At 66.7% G+C, this 22,269-nt stretch carries 20 protein-coding genes and 1 pseudogene; 7 read left to right on the top strand and 14 right to left on the bottom strand.

Annotation, left to right across the window (positions count from 1 at the left end):
* Window positions 1–4: 4 nt before the first annotated feature.
* Window positions 5–457 carry a MaoC family dehydratase gene (locus tag FB390_RS21115; protein ID WP_141810487.1) on the top strand — a complete coding sequence of 151 codons (453 nt, stop codon included), beginning with the start codon at window positions 5–7 and terminating at the stop codon, window positions 455–457.
* A gap of 59 nt (window positions 458–516) precedes the next feature.
* On the opposite strand, the gene FB390_RS21110 is transcribed toward FB390_RS21115, so the two are convergent.
* The 4 genes from FB390_RS21110 to FB390_RS21095 form a co-directional block, all read right to left on the bottom strand.
* Window positions 517–1,410 (bottom strand): HpcH/HpaI aldolase/citrate lyase family protein, encoded by an 894-nt coding sequence (locus FB390_RS21110; RefSeq protein WP_141810486.1) that lies wholly within the window; start codon window positions 1,408–1,410, stop codon window positions 517–519.
* A 58-nt stretch (window positions 1,411–1,468) separates the two neighbouring features.
* Window positions 1,469–2,791: a lactonase family protein gene (locus FB390_RS21105; RefSeq protein WP_141810485.1), complete on the bottom strand. Its 1,323-nt coding sequence runs from the start codon at window positions 2,789–2,791 to the stop codon at window positions 1,469–1,471.
* Window positions 2,792–2,872: 81 nt separating this feature from the next.
* Window positions 2,873–4,372 (bottom strand): aldehyde dehydrogenase, encoded by a 1,500-nt coding sequence (locus FB390_RS21100; RefSeq protein ID WP_141810484.1) that lies wholly within the window; start codon window positions 4,370–4,372, stop codon window positions 2,873–2,875.
* A gap of 131 nt (window positions 4,373–4,503) precedes the next feature.
* Window positions 4,504–5,217: a GntR family transcriptional regulator gene (locus FB390_RS21095; RefSeq protein WP_141810483.1), complete on the bottom strand. Its 714-nt coding sequence runs from the start codon at window positions 5,215–5,217 to the stop codon at window positions 4,504–4,506.
* A 244-nt stretch (window positions 5,218–5,461) separates the two neighbouring features.
* Between FB390_RS21095 and FB390_RS21090 the strand changes: the two genes are divergently transcribed.
* Window positions 5,462–6,559, top strand: a complete 1,098-nt coding sequence (locus FB390_RS21090; protein ID WP_141810482.1) for a PucR family transcriptional regulator — start codon at window positions 5,462–5,464, stop codon at window positions 6,557–6,559.
* 170 nt (window positions 6,560–6,729) lie between these two features.
* Here the strand turns inward: FB390_RS21090 and FB390_RS21085 are convergent, their stop codons facing one another.
* The 4 genes from FB390_RS21085 to FB390_RS21070 all read right to left on the bottom strand — a co-directional run bounded on the left by FB390_RS21085 (window position 6,730) and on the right by FB390_RS21070 (window position 10,780).
* Window positions 6,730–7,170: a nuclear transport factor 2 family protein gene (locus tag FB390_RS21085; RefSeq protein WP_141810481.1), complete on the bottom strand. Its 441-nt coding sequence runs from the start codon at window positions 7,168–7,170 to the stop codon at window positions 6,730–6,732.
* A gap of 48 nt (window positions 7,171–7,218) precedes the next feature.
* Window positions 7,219–8,709 (bottom strand): aldehyde dehydrogenase family protein, encoded by a 1,491-nt coding sequence (locus tag FB390_RS21080; protein WP_141810480.1) that lies wholly within the window; start codon window positions 8,707–8,709, stop codon window positions 7,219–7,221.
* On the bottom strand, window positions 8,706–9,155 hold the full coding sequence (locus tag FB390_RS21075; RefSeq protein WP_141810479.1) for a VOC family protein: 450 nt from the start codon (window positions 9,153–9,155) through the stop codon (window positions 8,706–8,708). Before FB390_RS21075 ends, FB390_RS21080 begins: the two co-directional genes overlap by 4 nt.
* 71 nt (window positions 9,156–9,226) lie before the next feature.
* Entirely contained in the window at window positions 9,227–10,780 is a 1,554-nt protein-coding gene (locus FB390_RS21070) for an aldehyde dehydrogenase family protein (RefSeq protein WP_141810478.1), read from the bottom strand.
* Between the two features lie 738 nt (window positions 10,781–11,518).
* On the opposite strand from FB390_RS21070, the gene FB390_RS33625 reads away from it, so the two are divergent.
* Together FB390_RS33625 and FB390_RS21060 are read left to right on the top strand one after the other, a co-directional pair.
* Entirely contained in the window at window positions 11,519–11,788 is a 270-nt protein-coding gene (locus tag FB390_RS33625) for a putative quinol monooxygenase (protein ID WP_185757110.1), read from the top strand.
* An 80-nt stretch (window positions 11,789–11,868) separates the two neighbouring features.
* Window positions 11,869–12,153, top strand: a complete 285-nt coding sequence (locus FB390_RS21060; RefSeq protein ID WP_141810476.1) for a lactonase family protein — start codon at window positions 11,869–11,871, stop codon at window positions 12,151–12,153.
* Window positions 12,154–12,223: 70 nt separating this feature from the next.
* On the opposite strand, the gene FB390_RS21055 is transcribed toward FB390_RS21060, so the two are convergent.
* Window positions 12,224–13,138, bottom strand: coding sequence for an alpha/beta hydrolase (locus FB390_RS21055; protein WP_141810475.1), 915 nt, complete (start codon window positions 13,136–13,138; stop codon window positions 12,224–12,226).
* Window positions 13,139–13,453: 315 nt separating this feature from the next.
* Here FB390_RS21055 and FB390_RS21050 point away from each other — a divergent pair, with 315 nt between their 5' ends.
* From FB390_RS21050 to FB390_RS34880, 3 genes and pseudogenes are all read left to right on the top strand, one after another.
* Window positions 13,454–14,683: a CaiB/BaiF CoA transferase family protein gene (locus FB390_RS21050; protein ID WP_141810474.1), complete on the top strand. Its 1,230-nt coding sequence runs from the start codon at window positions 13,454–13,456 to the stop codon at window positions 14,681–14,683.
* 4 nt (window positions 14,684–14,687) lie between these two features.
* Window positions 14,688–14,864: a CoA transferase gene (locus FB390_RS21045; RefSeq protein WP_141810473.1), complete on the top strand. Its 177-nt coding sequence runs from the start codon at window positions 14,688–14,690 to the stop codon at window positions 14,862–14,864.
* Window positions 14,861–15,175, top strand: a pseudogene (locus FB390_RS34880) (alcohol dehydrogenase catalytic domain-containing protein); the annotation flags it as partial. The gene FB390_RS21045 and the pseudogene FB390_RS34880, both read left to right, overlap by 4 nt.
* 30 nt (window positions 15,176–15,205) lie before the next feature.
* Here the strand turns inward: FB390_RS34880 and FB390_RS21035 are convergent.
* Genes FB390_RS21035 through FB390_RS21015 form a run of 5 tightly spaced genes read right to left on the bottom strand, consistent with a single transcriptional unit; the run spans window position 15,206 to window position 22,233 of the window.
* Window positions 15,206–16,498 carry a bifunctional 3,4-dihydroxy-2-butanone-4-phosphate synthase/GTP cyclohydrolase II gene (locus tag FB390_RS21035; protein ID WP_141810471.1) on the bottom strand — a complete coding sequence of 431 codons (1,293 nt, stop codon included), beginning with the start codon at window positions 16,496–16,498 and terminating at the stop codon, window positions 15,206–15,208.
* 39 nt (window positions 16,499–16,537) lie between these two features.
* Window positions 16,538–17,722, bottom strand: a complete 1,185-nt coding sequence (locus FB390_RS21030) for a thiolase family protein (RefSeq protein ID WP_141811932.1) — start codon at window positions 17,720–17,722, stop codon at window positions 16,538–16,540.
* Entirely contained in the window at window positions 17,719–19,185 is a 1,467-nt protein-coding gene (locus tag FB390_RS21025; RefSeq protein ID WP_246124139.1) for an aldehyde dehydrogenase family protein, read from the bottom strand. The genes FB390_RS21030 and FB390_RS21025 overlap by 4 nt, the downstream gene beginning before the upstream one ends.
* Before the next feature lie 14 nt (window positions 19,186–19,199).
* Window positions 19,200–20,723, bottom strand: a complete 1,524-nt coding sequence (locus FB390_RS21020; RefSeq protein WP_141810470.1) for a GMC family oxidoreductase — start codon at window positions 20,721–20,723, stop codon at window positions 19,200–19,202.
* 19 nt (window positions 20,724–20,742) lie between these two features.
* Window positions 20,743–22,233, bottom strand: coding sequence for an aldehyde dehydrogenase family protein (locus tag FB390_RS21015; RefSeq protein ID WP_141810469.1), 1,491 nt, complete (start codon window positions 22,231–22,233; stop codon window positions 20,743–20,745).
* Window positions 22,234–22,269 lie beyond the last annotated feature (36 nt).

The raw sequence follows: 22,269 nt of genomic DNA, 5'->3' as shown, positions 1-22,269 counted from the left end.
GACCGTGCCCCGCGTATTCACCACCCTCGACGAGATCCGCGCCGCCGTGGGTGAGCCGATCGGCCCGAGCGAACCCTATCTGGTCGACCAGGCGCGCATCTCGGCGTTCGCCGAGGTCACCGACGACGAACAGTGGATTCACATCGACCCCGAGCGGGCTGCCGCCGGACCGTACGGGACCACCATCGCCCATGGCTATCTCACGCTGTCGCTGATCTCGCATTTCCGGCCGGAGCTGCTCGATTTCAGATTCGGCTCGGCCCGGGTCAACTACGGCGTGAACAAGGTTCGCTTCCCCGCGCCGTTGCCCGCCGGGTCACGACTGCGGGCAACCGTCACGATCACCGACGTCGCGGACACTCCCGCCGGGGCCTCGGTGACGGCGAAGTACGTGCTCGACGGCGGCGCGGCCAAACCCGCCTGCGTGGCCGAGACGGTCCTACTGATTGTCGACTGATCGCCCGAGGACGGGAAGAAGGGGGCGGCCGCGGCCACCCCCTTCTCTCGTTGTCGCTGCTACGCGTTGGCTGATACCGCGTCGGCCAAGGCGATCACGCCCCGCGCCGTCTTCACGTGCGCGAGATCGATGTGCTGGCCTTCGAAGTCGACGGCCGCGCTGCCTGCGGCCTCCGCCTCGTTGAACGCCGCGATCATGCGTCGGCAGTAGTCGACGGTCTCCGGCGACGGCGAGAACACCTCGTTGGCGATCGCGACGTGCGACGGGTGGATGGCCACCAGCCCGCGGTAACCCAGCTGACGGTTGTCGAGACAGAAGCGTCGCGCGCCGTCGAGATCCTTGATGTCCTGCCACACACCGGTGACCGGGTGGTGCAGCCCGTTCGCCCGCGCGGCCAGGATGATCCGGCTGCGCAGATACAGCGTTTCGAGCCCGGCGGGGGTGAACTCGAAGCCGAGTTCGCGACCCACGTCGGCATTGGGACCGGTGGCACCGAGCAGGGAAGCCACCCGGGGGCTCGCGCCCGCGATCTCCTCGCAGTGCGCCATCGACACCGCGGTCTCGAAGGACACGATCAGCTGCACCGTCCCGACTTCGATGCCTTCACGGTGCTCGATGTGGCTCAGCACCGCGTCCAGGCGCACGATCTCGTCGGCGGTGAACACTTTCGCCAGGAACAGCCCGGCCAGTCCCGGCCGCACGATGGCTTCCAGGTCACCGCCGAGCAGCCCGCTCACCTCCGGGTTGGCCCGCACCCACAGGTCGGGGCGCACGCCTTCGGCTGTGAGACGGTCGATCGTGGCCGCGACCGTGCCGCGCGCCTCGATCTTGTCCGCGGCGGGAACCGAGTCCTCGAGGTCGAGGATCAGCGCGTCGGCCCCGGAGGCGACCCCTTTGTCAGCCCAGGAACCCTTGTGACCGGGGACGAAGAGCATCGAACGGTACGGTTTCATCGTGTGTGCCTCCCTTGGCAGCTGCGGTGCGATCCTCCTCAATATAATATATGTAATATCATCGCTGCACCGCCAGTACCGCGTTGGCGCCGTCGGCGAAGATCAGCCCAGTGTCGACGGACTGCTCCCCCGTCGGCGTGAGCCGCCCGTCGGGCGCCATCGCATACGGATGCACGCGCGCGGTGACGCCGACGGTCAGAGTGTCGATGAGGAAAACCCGTTGCGATTCCGAGTCGACCACCACGCGGCCCGGCAAGGTGCCCGCCGGCGCCGGGTACGGCGATCCGGGCAGCGGGCTCAACGACCCGTTCTCCGCGATCTGGAACCCACTGATCTGCCCCGCCATCGCCTCGGCCATGTACATCCGGCGGCTGTCAGCGGTGAAGACCGCGCCGTGCGGCAACGGCATCAGCCCGGTACGGAACGGTGTCCCCGGCACGGGGCTCAGTTTCCCGTCGGCACCGATCGCATAGCCTGAGATGTCGCCGCCCGCTTCATTACTGACATAGAGGAACCGGCCGTCCGGCGTCACCCCTGGCAGCGTCGACATCGGACCCGCCGCGACGGAATCGACAAGGGTCAACGCACCGTCGGGACCCACGGCGAAACTGAACGCCGTCGCCTCCAACCAGCCCACGGCGAACACGAAACGGCCGTCCGGCGCGATCGCGAGCTGACTGAGCGCACTCACCCCGGGCACCTGGGCCACACCGGTGAGCACCAGGCCACCGGCGGCGGTGATCGAGTAGGTGCGGATTTCGTTCGTCACCGAGCCGCTCGTCACGAACAGTCTCTTTCCGTCGGGCGCGGCAACGGCTCCGACCCCGGGACCGCCGAGCTCGAGGTTCGCCTCGGGAATCGAGGTGAGAATGCCGTCGCTGCCGAGGCGGAATCCGTTCACAGTGCCCGACACCGTGTTGACCGAATACACGTTGCGCCCGTCGGGCGTGACCGTCACCGCCAGCGAACCGGTCCCGGACGGAAAGGGTGATCCAGGCACCGTCGACAATCTGCCCGCTTCATCGAGGCCGAGCACACTGATATTCGATGATGCGGCTCCGCCGATCACCAGAAATCTGGCACCGGGATCCGCCAGGGCGACCGAGGAATTCAGCCAGCCTCCCGAGGCGAGTGCGAGCGTCACAGCGAGACCGGCGGCAGCGCGCCGGGAACGAAAACGCTGGGTAGAGAACATGGGTGGCACCTCCAACCGATCGACGAGCACCGCTGCTCCCCGATCGAATAGAACACGCGCGATATGCGCCAGGAACGAATCAGGCGGCCTTGCACGAATGCCACCCTCTTCCCGAAAGAGGTTAGAGAGATTTCCGTTCACACGATGTCCAAGAATATGGACAGTCGAGGAATTTTCGGGCAGCACAATTTCCAGATCACACCGAACAGCACAAGGCCCCGCCGACCCAAGTCGACGAGGCCTTTCCGGTGAAATGTCGGTATGGAATCAGTTGCCGAGGCCAGGGATATCGGCCGGCTGGTTTTCGAATACCAGCGTTTTGGTTTCCAGGAAGGGCAGCAGCCCCTCCGAACCGCCTTCGCGACCGACGCCCGACAGCTTGAAACCGCCGAAAGCGATCGAGAAATCGGTGCGCGGCCCGTTCTGCCCGACCGTGCCGGTACGGAGTTTGCGCGCCACGCGGTAGGCACGGTCGGTGTCGTTGGTGAAGACCGAGGCGTTGAGACCGTAAGGATTGTCGTTGGCCAGCGCGACGGCATCGTCCTCGTCCTTCGCCGCGATGACGGCCAGGACCGGCCCGAAGATCTCTTCGGTCGCGATCACCGACCGGTTGTCGACACCGGCGAAAAGGGTCGGCTCGACGAAGAAGCCGCGCTCGAGCCCGGCCGGTCGGCCACCACCGGTCACCAGGCGCGCGCCGCCGGATTTTCCTGCGGCGATGTAGCTTTCGACGCGTTCCCGTTGGCGGGCGGACGCGAGCGGCCCCATGGTCACGCTCTCGTCGAACGGGTCGCCCACCCGGATCGCGCTCATCGCGGCGCCGAGCGCGTCGGCGAGTTCGTCGTGGCGCTTTTCGGAAACGATGACGCGCGTCAGGCTGTGACACACCTGGCCGGCCAGGTAGCTGATGCCACCGGCGAGCACCTTCGCTGCCGTGTCGATGTCGTAGTCGTCGAGTACGAGAGCGGGCGACTTGCCACCGAGTTCGAGGGTGCAGCGCGCCATCCGGTCGGCACAGATCGCGCCGATCGTGCGGCCCGCCACCGTGGATCCGGTGAAGGTCACCTTGTCGACGCCGGGGTGGCGGACCAGTGTTTCCGACACCTGCCGGTCGGCGGTCACCACATTGACCACCCCCGGCGGCAGCCCGACCCGGTCGCAGACCTCGGCGAACAGATACGCCGAGGTCGGCGCCTCCTGCGGTGGCTTCAACACGATCGAGCAACCGGCGAGCAGAGCCGGCGCGCATTTGTAGGCCATCAGGCCGGCGGGGCCGTTCCAGGGCACGATCGCCGCGACGACACCGACCGGTTCGCGCACGAGCAGACCGGCACCGCCGGCCGCGGGTGTGTGCGGCTCCCGGAACGCGAACGACTCGGCCAGATCGGCATAGGCAGTGAACGCGCCCGACAGGAACAGCGGAAGCCTGGTCTTTGCCAGCGAGTACACAATGCCCGATTCGACCGACCAGAGCCGGGCGAAATCATCGCCCCGCCTGGTCAGTTCGGCGGCGATCGCGCGCAAATATCCGGCCCGCTCGGTCGGCGACATCAGCGGCCACGGACCGCTGTCGAAGGCCTTGCGCGCGGCGATCACCGCGGCGTCCACGTCCTCGACGGTCGCCGCCCCGACGGCGGTGACGACCTCCTCGGTGCTGCAATCGAGGACCTCGAAGGTCCCCGAGGACGACACCGGAACCCACCTGCCGTCGATATAGGACGCCTCGGGATGCGCAGGCAGCACGCCTGCCACAGCCGACCTGGTCATGGAAAGTCCTCTCACCGCTGTGACGCATGTAACGCTTAGAAATATATACTATATTCCATATCAATGCAGCAGGCGTTTGATCAGGCACAACGCGGGCGAGGGAGGCGGCCGGGTTGGATTCGGCCGACGGGTCAGGCCGTGGATTTGCGGGCCGATTCGACCCACAGACCCTGCTTCTCCAGCATGGCGATCAGCTCGTCGGCACTGGACATGATGTGTTCGCGCATCAGGGTATTGGCAGCCTTGGGGCGACGCTTCTGCAGCGCTTCGAGAATCAGCGGGTGATCCCGCAACGTGTCCTCGCCATGTCCCTCGATACTGATGTAGAAGCGATTCGGCAGCTGCTTGACGACCGTGGCCAGCAGCATGGCCAACCGGTGTGAGTCCGCCGCCAGGTTGATCGAGCGATGGAACTCGTGACCGTAGGCGACGAGTTCGTCATCGGATCCGTTCTCGGCCGCCCGCGCATGCGCTTCGACGACGTCCGCAAGATGGTCGAGTTCGCGTGCGGAGATCGACTTCGCGGCCCGGCTCGCCAGTTCACCGGCCATCGTCGCCTGCGCCCAGAACAGGTCGCGCACATCCTGTTTGCTGAACTCCGACACCATGAATCCGCGCCGTGGCACCAGTTCCACGAAGCCCTCGCCGCTGAGCAGCAGCAGGCCTTCGCGCACCGGGGTGTTGCTGACACCGACGGCCTCGGCGATCGGTTCGATCCGCAGGAACTCACCCGGCCGCACCCGGCCCGAGATGATCAGTTCACGGACATAGGTCGCGACATCCTCCGACAGCTGGTGACGCTGCTTGTTCGCACTGCGAGGCAAACGCTGCAGGGTGGTTTCCATCGGGATCCTTTCGGTCGCCTGTTCATGCATTATGCCTCATACGTGACTTTACCCTGGGTGTGACACCAAAGTTCTGAGCAATTGACCAGTTTGGGGTGTCCAAATTGCTGGACACCGCGTTGTGAGACCCCGCCTTAGGCTCGTCGAGCACCGCCCTCACCTGGCGGACACCCGGCGAGTTCCAGCGTGCCGGGTCGAAGAACGCAGGATGGGAGTTCACGAGGTGAACCAGACAATCACCCGGATGGTCGACTCCGCAGTGACCGCACACAGCGCTTCCGGCGAGGTGCGTGAGCAGCTACTCGTCCTGGCCTCCAGATCTTTCGCCTCGGCCAGCAGGCTCAGCGACGACGCCGAGGCGGTGGCCGACCTGGAACGCGCCGCGACCACGTGCATCCGGTTGGGCGTCGATCTCGACACCACGTTGTCGATCGTCATCGGAGCCATCGAACTGGTCGTCGACGCCGCGCCCGCGACCTCCCCGCTGACGGTCGACTCAGGGCAGGTGCTGCGGGCGGTGCGAGTAGCGACTGGGATCGTCGCGCGCGTCTACGGCCGAGCGGGCCGCGCGGCGCACGACAGCATCGGAGCCGCGAAGGAGGTCGCCGCCGCACTACTACGTGGTGATTCGTCGAAGGTGCTCGGACAGTGCAACCAGATCGGTATCGCCGATGTCTACGCGATCCTCGCCGTCCACCTTCCGTCGCGGCGCGGCAGACCGCACGGCGTCCCACGCAGTACCACCGAGCCCATTGCGGCGCGGCTGTATTCGGAGCTGCGACGGCGCTTCGGCCCGAACGCACTGGCCCTGTCCGGTGAAACGGGCGCGACGATCCTCGTCCCTGACACGGCGTTCGGCGAGTTCGCCGCGCTCACCGCGTTCATCGAGGACCTGCGCACCGCCGACGGCCACATCCCGACGGGGGTGGTCATGTGCGCGCCGACCTGCGAACTGCCCGCGGTGGCCGAACAGGTGTACGCCGCCCTGGACGTGGTCACCCGGCTCGGCATGACGGGGCGGCTGCACCGCTTCAGCGACATCGCGGTGGAATACCAGCTCACCCGCCCCGGCCCCGGCCGCGATGCCCTGTCCACCCTGCTCGATCCACTCGAAGATCACCCCGATCTGCTCGAGACACTGCGCACCTATGTCAAGAGCGGCCTCGATCGCCGTCGCACTGCCCGCCGACTGCATCTGCACCCCAACAGCGTCGACCACCGGCTCAAGCGGATCTTCCGCCTCACCGGCTTCGACATCGCCGACCCCACCGCGCTCTGGAACCTGCGCTCGGCCTTGGTCATTCGCGACCATCACACCGAATACACCGCGATACGAGCATGATCTAGCATAGGCGCCAGTCGGCGGCCATCAACGTCGCCAGAAAGGCTTTCATAGCGGCCTTTCCGACCAGGGGCTCCGGCGCCAGGGTGGTATTCGAGACCCGGCTCACGCATGAAAGGGACCCTGCGACCGCTGTCGCAGAATCCCTTCGGGGCCGTAAGCAGTCCGCGCTACGCGAAGACCGGGCTGTCCGCGACGAAGCTCGCGAATTTCAGGCTTCGGATCTGCCACCGGTCCTCGCCCTTGACGAACTCGAAAGCGTATGTGCCCGAAAGCAATACTCGGATTCCATCGGCGGTGAGGCGAAAGTAGATGACGTCGGTGGCCGCCGTAGCGGTCTCGCCCTGGATATCGATCACCGGATTGGTGATGTGGTGATGACACTGGGGAACTTCACGCCACACCTTCCGCACCAGTGCCCGAATCCCGTCGGTGCCGTGCCCCTCACCCCGAGGAAGCAGATAGTCGGCGTCGTCGGACCAGATGCTCATGAAGGTCTTCTCGTCCTTCTGATCAATACCGTGGCAGTACTTCGCCATCAGTATCTTGATCTGCTCGAGGTCGACAACCCACTGGATCTTCTGCTCCAGGCCGTCATTGAGATTTGCCATAGTTGATCGAACTTTCCAGAGTCGGGATCGAAGGTGCTTCGTTCGAAATCAGCGGTCGAGCAGCATGACGACCGATTTGGTCTCGAGGTATTCCTCGAGCGCGTCGGGACCGTTCTCTCTGCCCCACCCGGACTGTTTGAAGCCACCGACCGGCATCTGGACACCGCCGGCGCGGTGGATGTTCACGCCGATGCGACCACCGCGCAGGCGGCGGGCGACGCGATGGGCCAGTGCGATGTCGCGCGTCCAGACGCTGCCCGCCAGCCCGTATTCGGTGTCGTTGGCCGAGGCGATTGCGGAGTCCAGATCGGTGAACGACATGGCCGCGATCACCGGCCCGAAGATCTCCTCACGAACGATACGCATGTCCGGTGTCGCGTCGGCGACGACGGTCGGCGCGTAGTAGAAACCGCGGCCGTCCAAGCGCTTTCCACCACTGACGACCCGCGCGCCCGCTGCTCGGCCACCCTCGACGTACCCGGCGACCCGGTCCAGCTGACGCTGGGAGATCAATGGACCGAGCAGCGCGTCCGGGTCGGTGCCGTAGCCGACCTTCATGGCGCGGCCCTGCTCGGCGATTCCCTCGACCAGCTCGTCGTAGATGTCTGCGTGCGCGAACAAGCGCGTACCCGAGGTACAAATCTGCCCCGAGTTCCAGAACACGCCGATGGCGATACCCGCCGCGGCGGCGCCCAAGTCGGCATCGGGCAGAACGATCACCGGCGACTTGCCGCCCAGTTCCAGCGACACCTTCTTCAGGTTGCCGGTGGCCGCGGCGACGACCTTGCGACCCACTTCGGTGGAGCCGGTGAAGCTGATCTTGTCGACGCCGGGATGCTCGGCCAACGCCGCGCCCGTCGCCCCGAAACCGGTGACGATGTTGACGACACCGGCCGGGACGCCCGCCTCGAGCAGGATCCGGCCCAGAGCCAGCGCTGAGAGCGGCGCTTCCTCCGACGGCTTGAGCACACACGTACACCCGGCCGCCAAGGCGGGAGCCAGCTTCATCGACATGGCGATCAGTGGCGCGTTCCACGGCACGATCATCGCCACGACACCGACAGGTTCGCGGTAGGTGGCGCCCTGCAGCCGACGCTCGGCGGTCCCGATCTCGACGGTGGTGCCCTGGATCTTGTCCGCCCAGCCCGCGTAGTAGCGGAACTGGTTGACCGCCTCGGCCACCATCAATTTCGCCTGCGAGACAGGCATACCGACGTCGAGACTCTCCAGCCGCGCCATCTCCTCGGACTTCGCCTCGAGCAGATCGGCCACCCGCCACAGCACCACACCGCGCTGGGCCGACGACAGGCGCAACCACCGTTCCTCGTCGAAAGCGCGTCGCGCCGCGGCGACCGCGGAATCGACATCAGCGGTCCCCGCCTCCGCGACCCGGCCGACAACCTCTTCCGTGCCGGGATCGATGACATCGAACGTCGAACCCGCCGCGGCGGGCACCCACTCACCATCGATGAGCAGGTGCCCGGCGTCGGACCCGAGCGCCGACCGCACCACCGCTTCCGCCGTCACGACCGAGCTCATGCGTGATCGTGGATGTAGGGAACCGGGTGCGGGATCTTGGTGCCCGGCGGCGGACTCTGCACCGCGTTCGGGTCACCCGAGACCAACTCGACCAGGTAGCCGTCCGGATCGGCGACCATGGCCAGCGTGACTGGGCCGAAATCAGTTGGTTCGACCCGCATTTCGTATCCGGCGGCCTTGATCTCGGCGGCCGCGGCGTTGACGTCGTCAACCACCAGCACCAGCGGCGCATACCCGGGGACCGGGGCCGGTGCGGGCAGCAGATCGCCGTTGAGCAGAACCAGGGTGCGCACGCCTTCGGAGTTCTCCAGCATCACCTCGGTGAGTTCCGGATCCACGAATTCGAGTAGCGCGCCGACCTTCTGGTCGAACAGCTTGTAGAACGCCAGCGAGCGGTCGAGATCGCGAACGATCAGCTTGAAATTGGTGAACTGACCTTTGATCATGAGATTCTCCGTTGGATCTTTCGAACACGAGCCCCGGTCTTCGGGCGCGCGCGGGTTCTGCGGGAAGCGTGCTACTCGGCCGCGGGCGGGGTACCGAGCACCAGGCCGTAGGCACGACGGCTGACATCACCGGACAGATCGATGGTGATGCTCTTGTCCTGGGTGAACTCGTTCAAGGCGTCGGGCCCGAGCTCACGGCCGGTGCCGGACTGCTTGAAACCGCCGAAAGGCAGGTACTGAGAGATGTTGTGGTAGTCGTTGATCCACACCGAACCGGCCTCGATCTGCCGGGCCACCTCGAGCGCACGCTGGTTGTCGCGGCTCCACACGGCGGCAGCCAAACCGTACTCGGTGTCGTTGGCGATCTTGATCGCCTCGTCCTCCGACTCGTACTTCAGCACCGACAGCACGGGACCGAAGATCTCCTCACGGGCGATGGTCATGTCGTTGGTGACCCCGGTGAACACCGTCGGCTCCACCCAGTAGCCCTTGTCGAAGCCCGCACCGGTCGGCACGCCGCCGCCGGCGACGACCGTGGCACCCTCGGCCTTGCCCTTCTCGATGTAGCCGAGGATCCGCTCGTGCTGGGCCTTGTTCATCACCGCGCCGATGTCGGTGGCCGGATCCAGCGGACTGCCGATCTTCAGGGTTTTGAGCCGTTCGACGAGACGGGCGACGAACTCGTCGTGAATCGAGGCAGGCAGCAGCAGCCGGGTGCCGGACTCACACGCCTGACCCGCGTGCAGAAGGAAGGCGTAGATCGAACCGTCCACTGCCGCAGTCAGATCGGCGTCGTCGAGCACGATGTTGGGGCCCTTGCCACCGAGTTCGAGCAGCACGCGCTTGACGGTGCCGGCGGCATCGGCCATCACCTGACGGCCGGTGGCGGTGGAACCGGTGAACGACACCAGCCGCACGTCGGGGTGCTTCACCAGGTGGCCGCCGACGGTCGGGCCGTCACCGACGACGACGTTGAGCGCGCCGTCGGGCAGTCCGGCTTCCTTCAGCAGCTGCGCCAGCTCGAGGGCGAAGATCGGGGTCTTCTCGTCGGTCTTGAGGACCACCGTGTTGCCCGCCGCCAGCGCCGGGATGGACTTCCACACCGCGATGACCGCAGGGAAGTTCCACGGGACGATACCCGCGCACACACCGACCGGCTCCTTCCGGATGAAGCTCGCCGAAAGCACCTGCCCGGCAACAGGTCCCGAGCGCTCCCACTCATAGGTGCGGGTCAGCTCCGCGTAGTGGCCCAGGTGCATCAGGGGAAAGCCGACACCGATGGCGCCCGCCAACCGCACCGGCATGCCGGTCTCCCTGGCGCTCAGCACCGCCAACTCGTCCATCTTGCCGCTCAGTGCGGCGATCACGCGGTCGATCACGGCGGCCCGCTCGGCGGGCGGGGTGTTGCGCCAGACACCGGACTCGTGGGTCCGCTTGGCGGCGGCGACCGCCGCGTCGACGTGGCTGGTGTCGGCCTGCGCGACGGTGACCACAACCTCTTCGGTGGCCGGGTCGATCACCGGGATCACGGTATCGGTATCGACCCACGCACCATCGATGAAAAGCCGATAGTGCGGCACACCGTCACGGTCGACGGCTGCGGTTTCGGGGAGGGTGGCAGTCATTTCTCACCTTTGTTTCGAGTTACCGGAAAATCCGGCGGGGGCAGGAATGTGCGAATGGTTCGGCGGTCCGCCAGGCAAATGTTGCCGTTGCGTAGCGGCACTGTTCCGACAGTAGGGAAAGCCAGATCACACGAGTGTCCAGATTCTTGGACACTCGTCGCGCGGACACTGCTATCGACCCGCGACCAGCATCGACGCGGCGGAAAACGATCGGTGCGATCGTCAGGACGTAGAGGAACCGATGATCTGCCGACTCCTTCACCGACAGATAGTCGTTGCCCGGCGCGCCGTGCGCTGTGCTCGCCGGAACGGGGTATCAGCAGTGCGGCGGCGGCCACGCCCAGTAACGTCCAGCCACATCGTCCGCCGGAATGGTCTCGTATTCTCACGCTTTTCTTTCCCGTGGAGTCGGCGGCCCGAATCAGCCGAAATGCGCCGCGCTGCCGATTGCGATAGCCGCCGTCGCGCCGCGAACAGATACCGGTCCGAGGAGTGGCCTCGATCCTATCGATGCCCGTGAACGGAGCAATTGACATTTTCCGAACCATCGCTTCGCCCACACCGAACCTTCGGCGCCCGGGCTCTTCACCCAGATCGAATCTCCGATTTCCGAAACGTCAATTGGCATCGAATGTGATGCGCGTTACGGTCGTCTCGTTCGCTGCCGGAGTTCCGCCGAACATTCCCCGTTCCGTGACAGGAGTCCGCATTCTCATGGCTATTCAGGTGACAATCGACATGGCGGCAAAAGAAGGCCGATTCGATGATCTGCGCGAGTGGTTCGTCAAGAACCTGCCGGGCACCCGCGGCTTCCCGGGCAACATCAGCGTGGAGGTCGCGCGCAATCAGGACGAGCCCGCCCGGATCCTGTTCGTCGAGAAGTGGGACAAGCGTTCGGATTTCGAGGCCTACCTCGCCTGGCGGGACGAATCCGGCGTGATCGCCGAACTCGTCGAGATGCTCGACGGCGAGATCATCTTCCGTTACCACGACTTCCTGGGCGTCTGACGAAACGATGACGATATTCGTAGGACAGACGATTCCTCTTCATCGGCCCGGGCGGGGCTCCCGGACGGCTCAGCACGTACGTGGTCTCCCCGACCGGCGCACTGACTTTCCTGCGCGAGACCACGGTCGACGGATTCGCCGCGTTCCCGATGGTCACCGTCGACCCGAACGGCCGGTATCTGCGATTCACCAGCGCTGCCGACGCGAAGATCCACAGTTACGCCATCGGTTCCAACGCTGAACTGACCGCACTCGGTCCTCCGGTGCCCGGCGGGAGTCTGCCGGTCAATCCGGGCTACACGGCCGACGGCCGGTTCATGTACGTGAGCAACGAGCACGGCAGCAATGTCTCGGGTTTCGCTTAGACGAAAACGTCTGCCCCGCACGAGGATCACCCGTGCGGCGGCAGACGTCTTGTGTGCACGGTGACCGGGATCAGCCGGCCAGACCCTTACCGAAGAACTCGTCGAGCTTGTCCACGGCCGGGGTGACGTACTGGTCCACGTCGTAGAGGTCGATGTGGCTGGCACCGTCGACCACGAACAGTTCCTTCGGCTCGGCGGCCTTGGCGATGGCCTCCTCGCTGAAGTAGACAGTGTCGGCCTTGGAGCCGACGATCATCAGTAGCGGCCGCGGGGAGATCATGGCGATCTTGGCGTACGCGTCGAACTGGGCGATACGGTCGATGCTCTGCAACGGCCACTTGTTCTCCGAACGCGGGTGCTGCGCGCGGGGGGTGCGGTAGTAGTCGTGCGCCTCCCGGTACAGATCAGGCGCGCCCTCGAGGCCTTCGGCGCTCGGCGGCGCCCAGATCTGGTAGTTCGGCTCGGCGCCCTGCGCCTCGGCGGTGCGCAGCGCACCGGCGGCGTCGAGCATCTCCTGCAGCACCGACGGGTCCTGGGTGCGGCCGAGGCCGTTGCTCAGGTAATCGCCGATGTCGAGGCCGCTGACGGTGGCCACCGCCTTGATGCGATGGTCGGTCTGCGCCGCGAAGGGCACGTAGCCACCGGAGGCACAGATGCCGAGGGCACCGATGCGCGCGGGGTCGATGTCGTCGCGGGTGGTCAGGAAGGTGACCGCGGACTTGACGTCCTCACTGCGCTGGAAGGGGTCTTCCAGGAAGCGCGGCTCGCCTTCGCTCTCGCCCTGGTAGGCGGCGTCGAACACGAGCGCGGCGTAGCCCTTGTCGGCCAAACGCTGCGCGTAGACGCTGGCGGTCTGCTCCTTCACACCACCGCCGGGGTGCGACACCACCACGGCCGGCAAGCGCTCGCCGCCGCGGTTGTCGGGGGTGAACAGGATGCCCGCCAGGCGCAGGCCGTTGCTCGGGAAGGTGACGCTTGTGCGCATCAGGCACGATCCTTTCGATGAGATCCGTTCCGGCTCGAAGCCGATGCGACAACCTTCTCTCCGGCAGAACCTCCCGACAATGGGAAAGATTCTTCCTATGAACCCTCGAGCCCGGTAAGAATTACTGTCACCCGGTGATCGGCCGCGATTCGGCCATCGCGAATTCCCGCTTCGGAACATATCACTGGGTTCGAGCAGCTCAGCGGCCTACGATGAGGACAGCCGGTGACCGGGCCTCGGGTTCTCCCGGCACGATTCACGATCGCTGCCGGTGAGCTGCCCCCGGCCGTGTTCCCCATCACGAAAGAGACGAACATGACCGGACCGCTCGACGGCGTGCGCATCCTCGACCTCACCTCGAACTTCATGGGCCCATTCGCGACCCTGCTGCTGGCCGACATGGGCGCCGATGTGGTGAAGATCGAGTCGACGGCCGGGGACACCACCCGCGGTGTCGGTCCACGCCGCAACCCCGGCATGGGGGCGATCTTCCTGCACCTCAACCGCAACAAGCGCAGCGTAGTGCTCGATCTCAAGTCGGGCGGCGGCAACGCCGCACTCCAACGCATGCTGGCTTCGGCGGATGTGCTGCTCTACAGCCTGCGCCCGAAATCGATGGCACGTCTGGGCTTGGCCTACGAGCAGGTCCATGAGCGCAATCCACGCCTGATCTACTGCGGCACCTTCGGATTCGGTCAAAACGGCCCCTACGCCGACCGCCCCGCCTACGACGACCTGATCCAGGCTGCCGTGGGCATGCCGGTCCTGCAAAGCCGTAAAACCGGTGAGCCCACTTACATCGCCACCGCGATCGCCGACCGCGTGGTGGGCATGGCCGCGGCCAACGCGATCACCACCGCCCTCTACCGCCGCGAACGCTCGGGACACGGCCAGGAGGTGCAGGTCCCGATGTTCGAGACATTCGCCCAGTTCGCCATGGGCGACCACCTCTACGGCCACACCTTCATCCCCTCGATCGGCACCTCCGGCTACGCCCGGATGATGAACTCCGACCGTCGCCCGTACCGGACCCGCGACGGCTATCTCGGCGTGAACGTCTACAACGACAAGCACTGGCACCGATTCTTCCCCCTGGCAGGCAAGCCGGAGATGGCGCAGGACCCCCGCTTCGCCGATATCGGCGGCCGCACCGAGAACATCGGCCTGCTCTACCGCTTCCTCGCCGAGGTATTCGAAACCAAGACGACCGCGGAGTGGGTGCGGATTCTGTCCGAAGCCGACATCCCCGCCATCGAGATGAACACCCCCGAAACGCTTCTCGACGATCCGCACATGAAGGACGTCGGCTTCTTCATCGAAGAAGAGCACCCGACCGAAGGCCTGCTACGGTCGCTGAGCATCCCCCAGCAGTGGAGCGAAGACGCACCCGAATTACGGTACCCCGCACCGAGACTCGGTGAGAACTCGATACAGGTCCTGAGCGAGTACGGGTTCGGCGACGACGAGATCGAGCACCTGGTGTCGACGGGTGCGGCCCACACACCGCAGACACTGCAGGCCCGATCCGGTTCGGTGACCGGATGAGTGTATGGAAGGGAACCAGCGCCGGCCCTTGGCCGGAATCAGCGTCGTCGAGCTGGCCACCACCTTCATGGGGCCCTACTGTGCGACACTGCTCGCCCAGATGGGCGCCGAGGTGATCAAGGTCGAGCGCCTGGTGGCGACATCTCCCGGCTCATCAGCGACCGCCGGGGCAATCCGATGAGTCCGCCGGTCTTCGAGCGCGTGGACCACCCCTCCGAGGGCAGCCCCCGGCCTGCCGTGGACCTATTCGCGCACGCCGCTCGCGCAGGTGTCCCCGACACCTCGGTTGGGCCAGCACACCGACGAGATCGAACACAACCTCGGCTGACAATTTCCCAGATCCGGTTCGTCGCCTCCGGACTGTGCCACTCGGACTTCCATATGATCGACGGCGTCGAAACCGGTAAGGCGCCGGTACTCGCCGGTCGCGAGCCGATCGTCGTCGGGCACGAGGGCGCCGGTGTCGTCGAAGCCGTCGGACCGGGAGTCACTACCCTGCGACCCGGTGACCGCGTCGTGAACTCAGGAATACTCGAGAATTCCTGTGGCCGAGGCCGCGCTGTCCGCGGGGAGCTGGCGCCCGTTGTCGATCGGCGACGTGAAATCCGGCAGTGTGTGGCCCATCCGCTCACGTTTGGTGAGTAGATACGCGGCGCTGTGGGAGTCTGCCTCCACGGTGAGCGGCAGCAGCGAAGCAACATGAATGCCGTTGTCCGCCAACGCTATAGCCTTGTCGTGGTTGTTCGTCAACAGTCGCACCGAGGCAATGTTCAATTCGCCCAGGATCTGAGCGGCGGCACCGTAGTCGCGGTCATCGACTGGAAGACCGAGTGCGATATTCGCATCGACGGTATCGGCGCCGTCGTCTTGGAGCCGATAGGCCCGCAGCTTGTCGACCAGACCGATACCGCGACCTTCGTGTCCGCGCAGGTAGATCACGACGCCGCGGCCGTGTGCGGCGATGCGGTCCATCGCCTCGCTCAGTTGCGCACCACAATCGCAACGGCGGGAACCGAATACGTCGCCGGTGAGGCATTCCGAGTGCACCCGCGTGAGGACGGGGTCCGGCCCGGATACGTCGCCGAGGACGAGGGCGATGTGCTCGACCCCGTCCTCGGCGGACCGATAGCCCACGGCGGTGAAGTCCCCGGACCTGGTCGGTAGCCGGGTTTCGGCGACGCGTTCGACGAGGCGTTCGTGTCTGCGCCGGTAACGCACCAGGCTCTCGATGGAGATCATCGCCAGCCCGTGTTCGTCGGCGAAGGAACGCAGGCTCGTGCCGCGCTTCATGGTGCCGTCGTCCTCGACCAGTTCGACCAGCACACCCACCGGCGGGAGGCCCGCCAGCCGCGCCAGGTCGACGGCGGCCTCGGTGTGCCCGCGCCGGACGAGCACCCCGCCCTCACGGCACCGCAACGGGAAGATGTGACCGGGCCGGTTCAGATCCGCCGCGACGGATGACGGATCGGCGAGGACCTGAGCCGTGTGCGCCCGGTCGGCGGACGAAATTCCGGTGGTGACACCGGAACTCGCGTCCACCGAGACCGTGTAGGCGGTGCGCAACGGGTCCTGGTTGTGCGGAGTCATCAACCCGATGTCGAGGCGGTCGAGCCACTCCCCCGCCATCGGCACACAGATCACACCGCTGGAGTGCCGGATGGTGAACGCCATCAGCTCCGGGGTGGCTTTCGCCGCGGCGAAGATGATGTCGCCCTCGTTCTCCCGGTCCTCGTCGTCGACGACGACCACGGGTTTCCCCGCGGTGATATCGGCGATCGCTCGCTCCACCTCGTCCCACCGGACCCTGTCGTTCATCGCCATCCTCCCGACTGCCCGGTCAAGGCCGAGCACACGTCAATCTCGTTGCAGTACCAACGCATTGGCCATGCCACCGGCTTCACAGACGGTTTGCAGGCCGTACCGTCCGCCGTTGTCCTCCATGGCGTGCAGCATGGTGGTGAGCAGCCTGCATCCGGTGGCGCCGAGCGGATGACCGAGCGCGATCGCGCCACCGCGCGGATTCAGCCGATCGATGTCGGCGTTCAGTTCGTCCGCCCAGGCCAGCGGTACCGACGCGAACGCTTCGTTCACCTCGACATGGTCCATCTCGTCGAGTCCGAGCCCGGTGCGCGCGAGCAGTGTCCTGGTGGCCGCGATGGGCGCGGTCAACATCAGCAGCGGGTCGTCACCGCAGGCGTGGAACCCGTGGAACCGGGCACGGGGCTGCCACCCCATCCGCTGGGCGGCGCGTTCGCTCGCGATCAGCACCGCGCTCGCGCCATCGGTCAGCTGGGACGAGCTCGCCGCTGTGACCCGCCAGTCGAGGTCGGAGAACCGCGCGGCGAGTTCGTCGGTGCGGAACGCCGGGGCCAGTGCGCCGATCTTGTCGGCGGTGGTCCCGGGCCGGATCGTTTCGTCGCGATTCACCACCGTCCCATTGCCGGGCACGGTGATCGGCACGATCTCCCGCTTGAACGCACCCGCCGAGTCGGCGGCGTGTGCCAGTTCGTGTGAGCGCGCGGCGAATTCGTCGAGCCGGTCCCGGCCGATGCCCCAGCGCTGGGCGACGAGTTCCGCCGCCACGCCCTGGGACACGAGGCCGGGCGCGTACCGCTCGGTCACCGACGATCCGTAGATGTCGGCGCCCTGCCGATTCGAGCCGATCGGCACCCGGCTCATCGATTCGACACCGGCCGCGATGACGATGTCGTAGGAATGCGCCATCACGCCTTGAGCGGCGAACTGCAGCGCCTGCTGCCCCGACCCACATTTACGTTCGATCGTCACCGCGGGCACATGCTCGGGCAGACCCGCGGCCAGCCACGCCATCCGGCCGATGTTGCCGGACTGCTCCGCCGACTGCGTCACACAGCCGACCAGCAGGTCCTCGACTTCACCCGGATCGACCGAGGTCCGTTCGATCAACGCCGAGATCACCTGGGCGAGCAGCTCGACGGGATGCACGTCGGCCAGCGCCCCGCCGGGGCGGGCGCGCCCCATGGGTGAGCGCACCGCGTCGATCACGAAGGCCGGGTTCACCACCGCGACACCACCAGCTTCTGGTCGGTGAAGAAGTCCAGCGGTGCGGCGCCGCACACGTGCGAGTCGCCGTAGAAGGATTCGCCGTAACCGCCCATCGTCACGTTGGCGGGCGGGGCGGGGAACGCGTTGACACCGACATTACCTGCCCGCACGCGACGTTCGAACTCGGCGGCGACCGCACCGGAGGTGGTGAAAATCGAAGCGGCGTTGCCGAACTCGGTGTCGTTGGACAGCGCGATCGCGGCATCGAGGGAGTCGACGCGGTGCACGTTGATCACCGGGCCGAACAGTTCGCGCCGTTCCACCGGTTCGCGCGGGTCGAGTCCGGCCACGATCGTCGGGCCGATGAAGTAGCCCGCCTCGGTCTCGGCGCCGCCGGTGGGCTTCACCCTACGCCCGTCGAGAAGAATTGTCGCGCCGAGTTTTTCGGCTTCGGCAAGGGCCGCGAGGATGCGTTCCTTGCTCGCCGCACTCACGACCGGCCCCATGGTGACGCCCTCGTCGGCGCCTGCGCCGACGACGATCTGCTCGGCGCCTGCCACCAGTTTCGCCATCAACGCGTCGTAGACCTCGCCGATCACCACGACCCGGCTACCGGCCAGGCAGCGCTGACCCGCCATCCCGTACGAGGAGGAGATGATGCCGGCTGCGGCCCGGTCGAGGTCGGCGTCGGGGGCGACGACGATCGGGTTCTTCGCCCCACCGTTGGCCTGCACCCGCTTACCCGCAGCGGCCGCCTGGGCGTAGATGGCTTTGGCGGTCGGCGAGGACGTGATGCACGAGACCGCCCGCACCGCCGGGTGCGCGATCAGATGCTGCACTACATCGGCGCGCCCGTGCACGAGATTGAGCACACCCGCGGGCAGACCGGCTTGCTGCAACAACCGGATCGCCGCGCTCGAGGCGATCGGATCCTGCTCGGATGCCTTGATGATCAACGTGTTTCCGGTGACCAGCGCCCACGCCGAGAACTGTACGGTGTTCATCACCGGGAAGTTCGACGGCGTCACCGCCAGGCACACGCCGAGCGGCTCACGCACCCGGCGGGCGTCGAGTCCGGTGGTGACGTTGATGTTCTCGCCGTGGTACAGCATCGGGGCGGCGATGGCGGTTTCGAGGAAGTCCATGGCGCGGGCGACCTCGCCGCGAGCCTCGTCCAAGGTTTTGCCCTGATCGCTGGTGATGACCCGGGCCAGCGCCTCGGTGTTGTCCGCCAGCAGGCCCCGCATCCGGTAGAGGAAGCCGACCCGCTCCGACAGCGAGCGCGCGCTCCATTCGGGGAAGGCCCGCTCGGCGGCCGCCACCGCGGCGTCGGCGTCGGCGATGGACGCGGGCGCCACCTCGGCGATGCGGCTACCGGTGGCGGGGTCGTAGACCTCGATGGTCGCGGTCCCCGACCCCGGTCGCCATTGCCCGTCGATCAGGTTGGCGGCGATCGAATCCAGTTCTGTGAACGTCACTTCTGTGTCTCCTTCTAGAGAAATCTCTGGTCTTGGCGGAGCAGGTCGGCCGCCTTTTCGGCGATCATCACGGTGGTGGCGTTGGTGTTGCACGAGACGATGCTCGGCATCACCGAAGAGTCGGCGACGCGCAGGTTTTCGATGCCGTTGACCCGCAGGCGCGGATCGACGACCGCGCCCAGATCCGACCCCATCCGGCAGGTGCCGGACAGGTGGAAGAAGCTGCTGACCGCGTCGTGGATCGCGCGCTCCAGGTCCGGGCGGTCCAGCCGCAGCAGCGCTTCGGCCTCCGACACACCGCCCCACTCGTCGAACGCGCCGGTCCGCACCAGGCGGTCGACCGTCTCGACACCCGCGACGAGCTGCTCGAAGTCGCCGGGGTCGCTCAGGTAACGCGGATCGATGACGGCGGGCACCTCGGGGTCGGCGGCGGCCAGCCGCACCGTGCCCCGGCTACGCGGACGCATGTGCCCGACGCCGAACGTGAAGCTGTTGTCGGCGGGCTGCTGCCAGGGCAGGTGGTAGTCGACCTGGATCTGCACGATCTGCAGTTCCGGTCGGGTCTGTGCCGGGTCGGTCGTCGAGAACAGTGTGGACTCGGCGTAGTTCCCGCTCGGTGGGGGGAGCGGGCGCTGCGCACGCACCCGGATCCCGGCGAGCATGATGTGATCTTGCAGGTTGTCGCCGACCTCGGGCAGATCGACTACGGTATCGATGCCGAGCCGCGAAAGCTCTTGTGCGGGACCGATACCGGACAGCATGAGCAATCGTGGCGAGTCCACCGCACCGGCGCAGAGGACCACCTCGGCCGATGCGCTCGCCTCGACCGCACGCCCTTCCCACACGTACTCCACGCCCGTGCACCGAGTGCCACGCAGCGTGAGTCCACGCGCTACGGCGCCGGTGCGCACCGTGAGGTTGGCCCGGTCGATCGCCGGCCGCAGGTAGGCGGTGGCGGTGCTCTGCCGGCGCCCGTCCACCAGCAGCAGGTCGTGGCAGGCGGCGCCGAGCAGGTCGCCGGTGTTGAGATCGTCGACGACCTGGTGTCCGGCGCGCCGGGCCGCCTCGAGGTGCGCGACCGTCAGGGCGTGCGGTTCGCGAATCGGCTGCGGCCGTAGCGGTCCGCCGCGGCCGCGGTGGCGTGGATCTCCGTCCGGAACGTCTTCGCTGCGCCGGAAATACGGCAGGACCTCGTCGTAGCTCCAGCCTTCGGCGCCTGCCCGCACCCAGTCGTCGAAGTCGAGCCGGTGACCGCGCAGGTGCGCCATCACGTTGATCGATCCCGACCCACCGAGCACCTTGCCGCGGGTGGCGGGGATGCTGCGCCCCGTCACCGTTTGGATCGCGGTCGTATAGCCCCAGTCGGCGTCGCTGCCGACCAAACTCGGCCAAGCGGCCGCGGTCTCGACGTCGGCCCGCTGTTCGGTGCCGCCCGCTTCGAGCAGCAGCACCGAGACATCGGGGTTCTCGGTGAGCCGGGCGGCGACGACACATCCCGCGCTGCCGCCGCCGACGACGATGTAGTCGTAGGTGTTCATCGCCAAATCCCGTGTCGCGTCACAGGTTCACCACGACGGTCTTCACTTCGAGGTACTCGTCGAGGTTCTCCTTGCAGGTCTCGCGACCCCAGCCGGACTGCTTGTAACCGCCGAACGGCAGCGCGGCGTCGACGGCCTGGTAGCAGTTGACCCAGACCTGACCGCTCTCGAGCGCACCGGCGAACCGGTGCGCCCGGCTCACATCGCGGGTCCACACACCGGCGCCGAGCCCGAAGTCGGTGTCGTTGGCCAAGCCGAGCACCTCTTCCTCGGTGTCGAAAGGCACCACCGACAGCACCGGGCCGAAAATCTCCTCACGCAGCACGCGTGACTCCGGACCGACACCGGTCAGCACGGTGGGCTCGACGAAGAACCCCTTGTCACCGTGTGACTTTCCGCCGGTTACCACCTCGACGCCCTCGGATCGGCCGAGTTCGAGGTAGCCGAGCACCTTCTCGCGATGCTGCGCGGAGATCAACGGCCCCATCTCGCTGGCCGGATCCAGACCCGGCCCCAGTCTGATGGCGCGGGCCCGCTCGGCCAGACCGGCGACGACCTCGTCGTACACGCCGCGCTGCGCGTACAACCGGGAGCCGGCCACGCAGCTCTCGCCCTGACAGGCGAAGATTGCCAACGCCGAGGACGGGATGGCCTTGTCGAGGTCGGCATCGTCGAAGACGACATTGGGTGACTTGCCGCCGAGTTCCAGCGAGACGCGCTTGAGCGTATCGGTCGCGGCCCGCGCGATCACCTTGCCGGTGTCCACGGAGCCGGTGAAGGTCACCTTGTTCACCCCGGGATGGCGCACCAGTGCGGCGCCGACGGTCTCGCCGTAGCCGGTGACATAGTTGAAGACGCCCTCGGGGATTCCGGCGTCGAGCACCAAGCGCGCCAGCAACGCGATCGAAAGCGGCGTCTGCTCAGCCGGTTTCACCACGATGGTGTTACCGGTGGCCAAGGCGGGCGCGAGCTTCTTGACCGTCATCAGCAACGGCAGGTTCCACGGCACGATCGCGGCGACCACGCCGAGCGGCTCGCGCACCGTGTAGGCGTGGTACGGGCCGCCGAAGTTCATCGGGAACGACACCGGGATGGTGTCGCCGGTGATCTTCGTCGGCCAGCCCGCGTAGTAGCGCAGGATCTCGATCGAGAGCGCGACGTCGACGTAACGCGCCTCCGCGATCGGCATGCCCGCATCGAGCGCTTCGAGTTCGGCGAGTTGCTGGGCGTTGGCCTCGATGAGATCTGCGAGCCGCCAAATCAGTCTCCCCCGCTCCTGCGGGGTGACCAGGCACCACGGTCCGCGCAGTGCCGCGCGCGCGGCCCGTACCGCGCGGTCGACGTCCTCGCTGTCCCCGGCGGGAACCTGGGCGACGACCTCGCCGGTCGCCGGGTCCTCCACCGCGAGCGTGCGGCCCGACGCGGCCCGCACCCACTCACCGCCGATCAACATCTTCTGTGCCTCGGCTACCCGCGTGCGCAGGTCATCCGAGTGCAGGGTCGTGGTCATAGCTGGAAATCCTTTGTCGATGGCCCCCGGCCGCCG

Origin of the sequence: Nocardia bhagyanarayanae, from assembly GCF_006716565.1 — a bacterium.
GTDB classification, from domain to species: Bacteria; Actinomycetota; Actinomycetes; order Mycobacteriales; family Mycobacteriaceae; genus Nocardia; species Nocardia bhagyanarayanae.
This window is presented reverse-complemented; position numbering and strand designations above follow the sequence as displayed.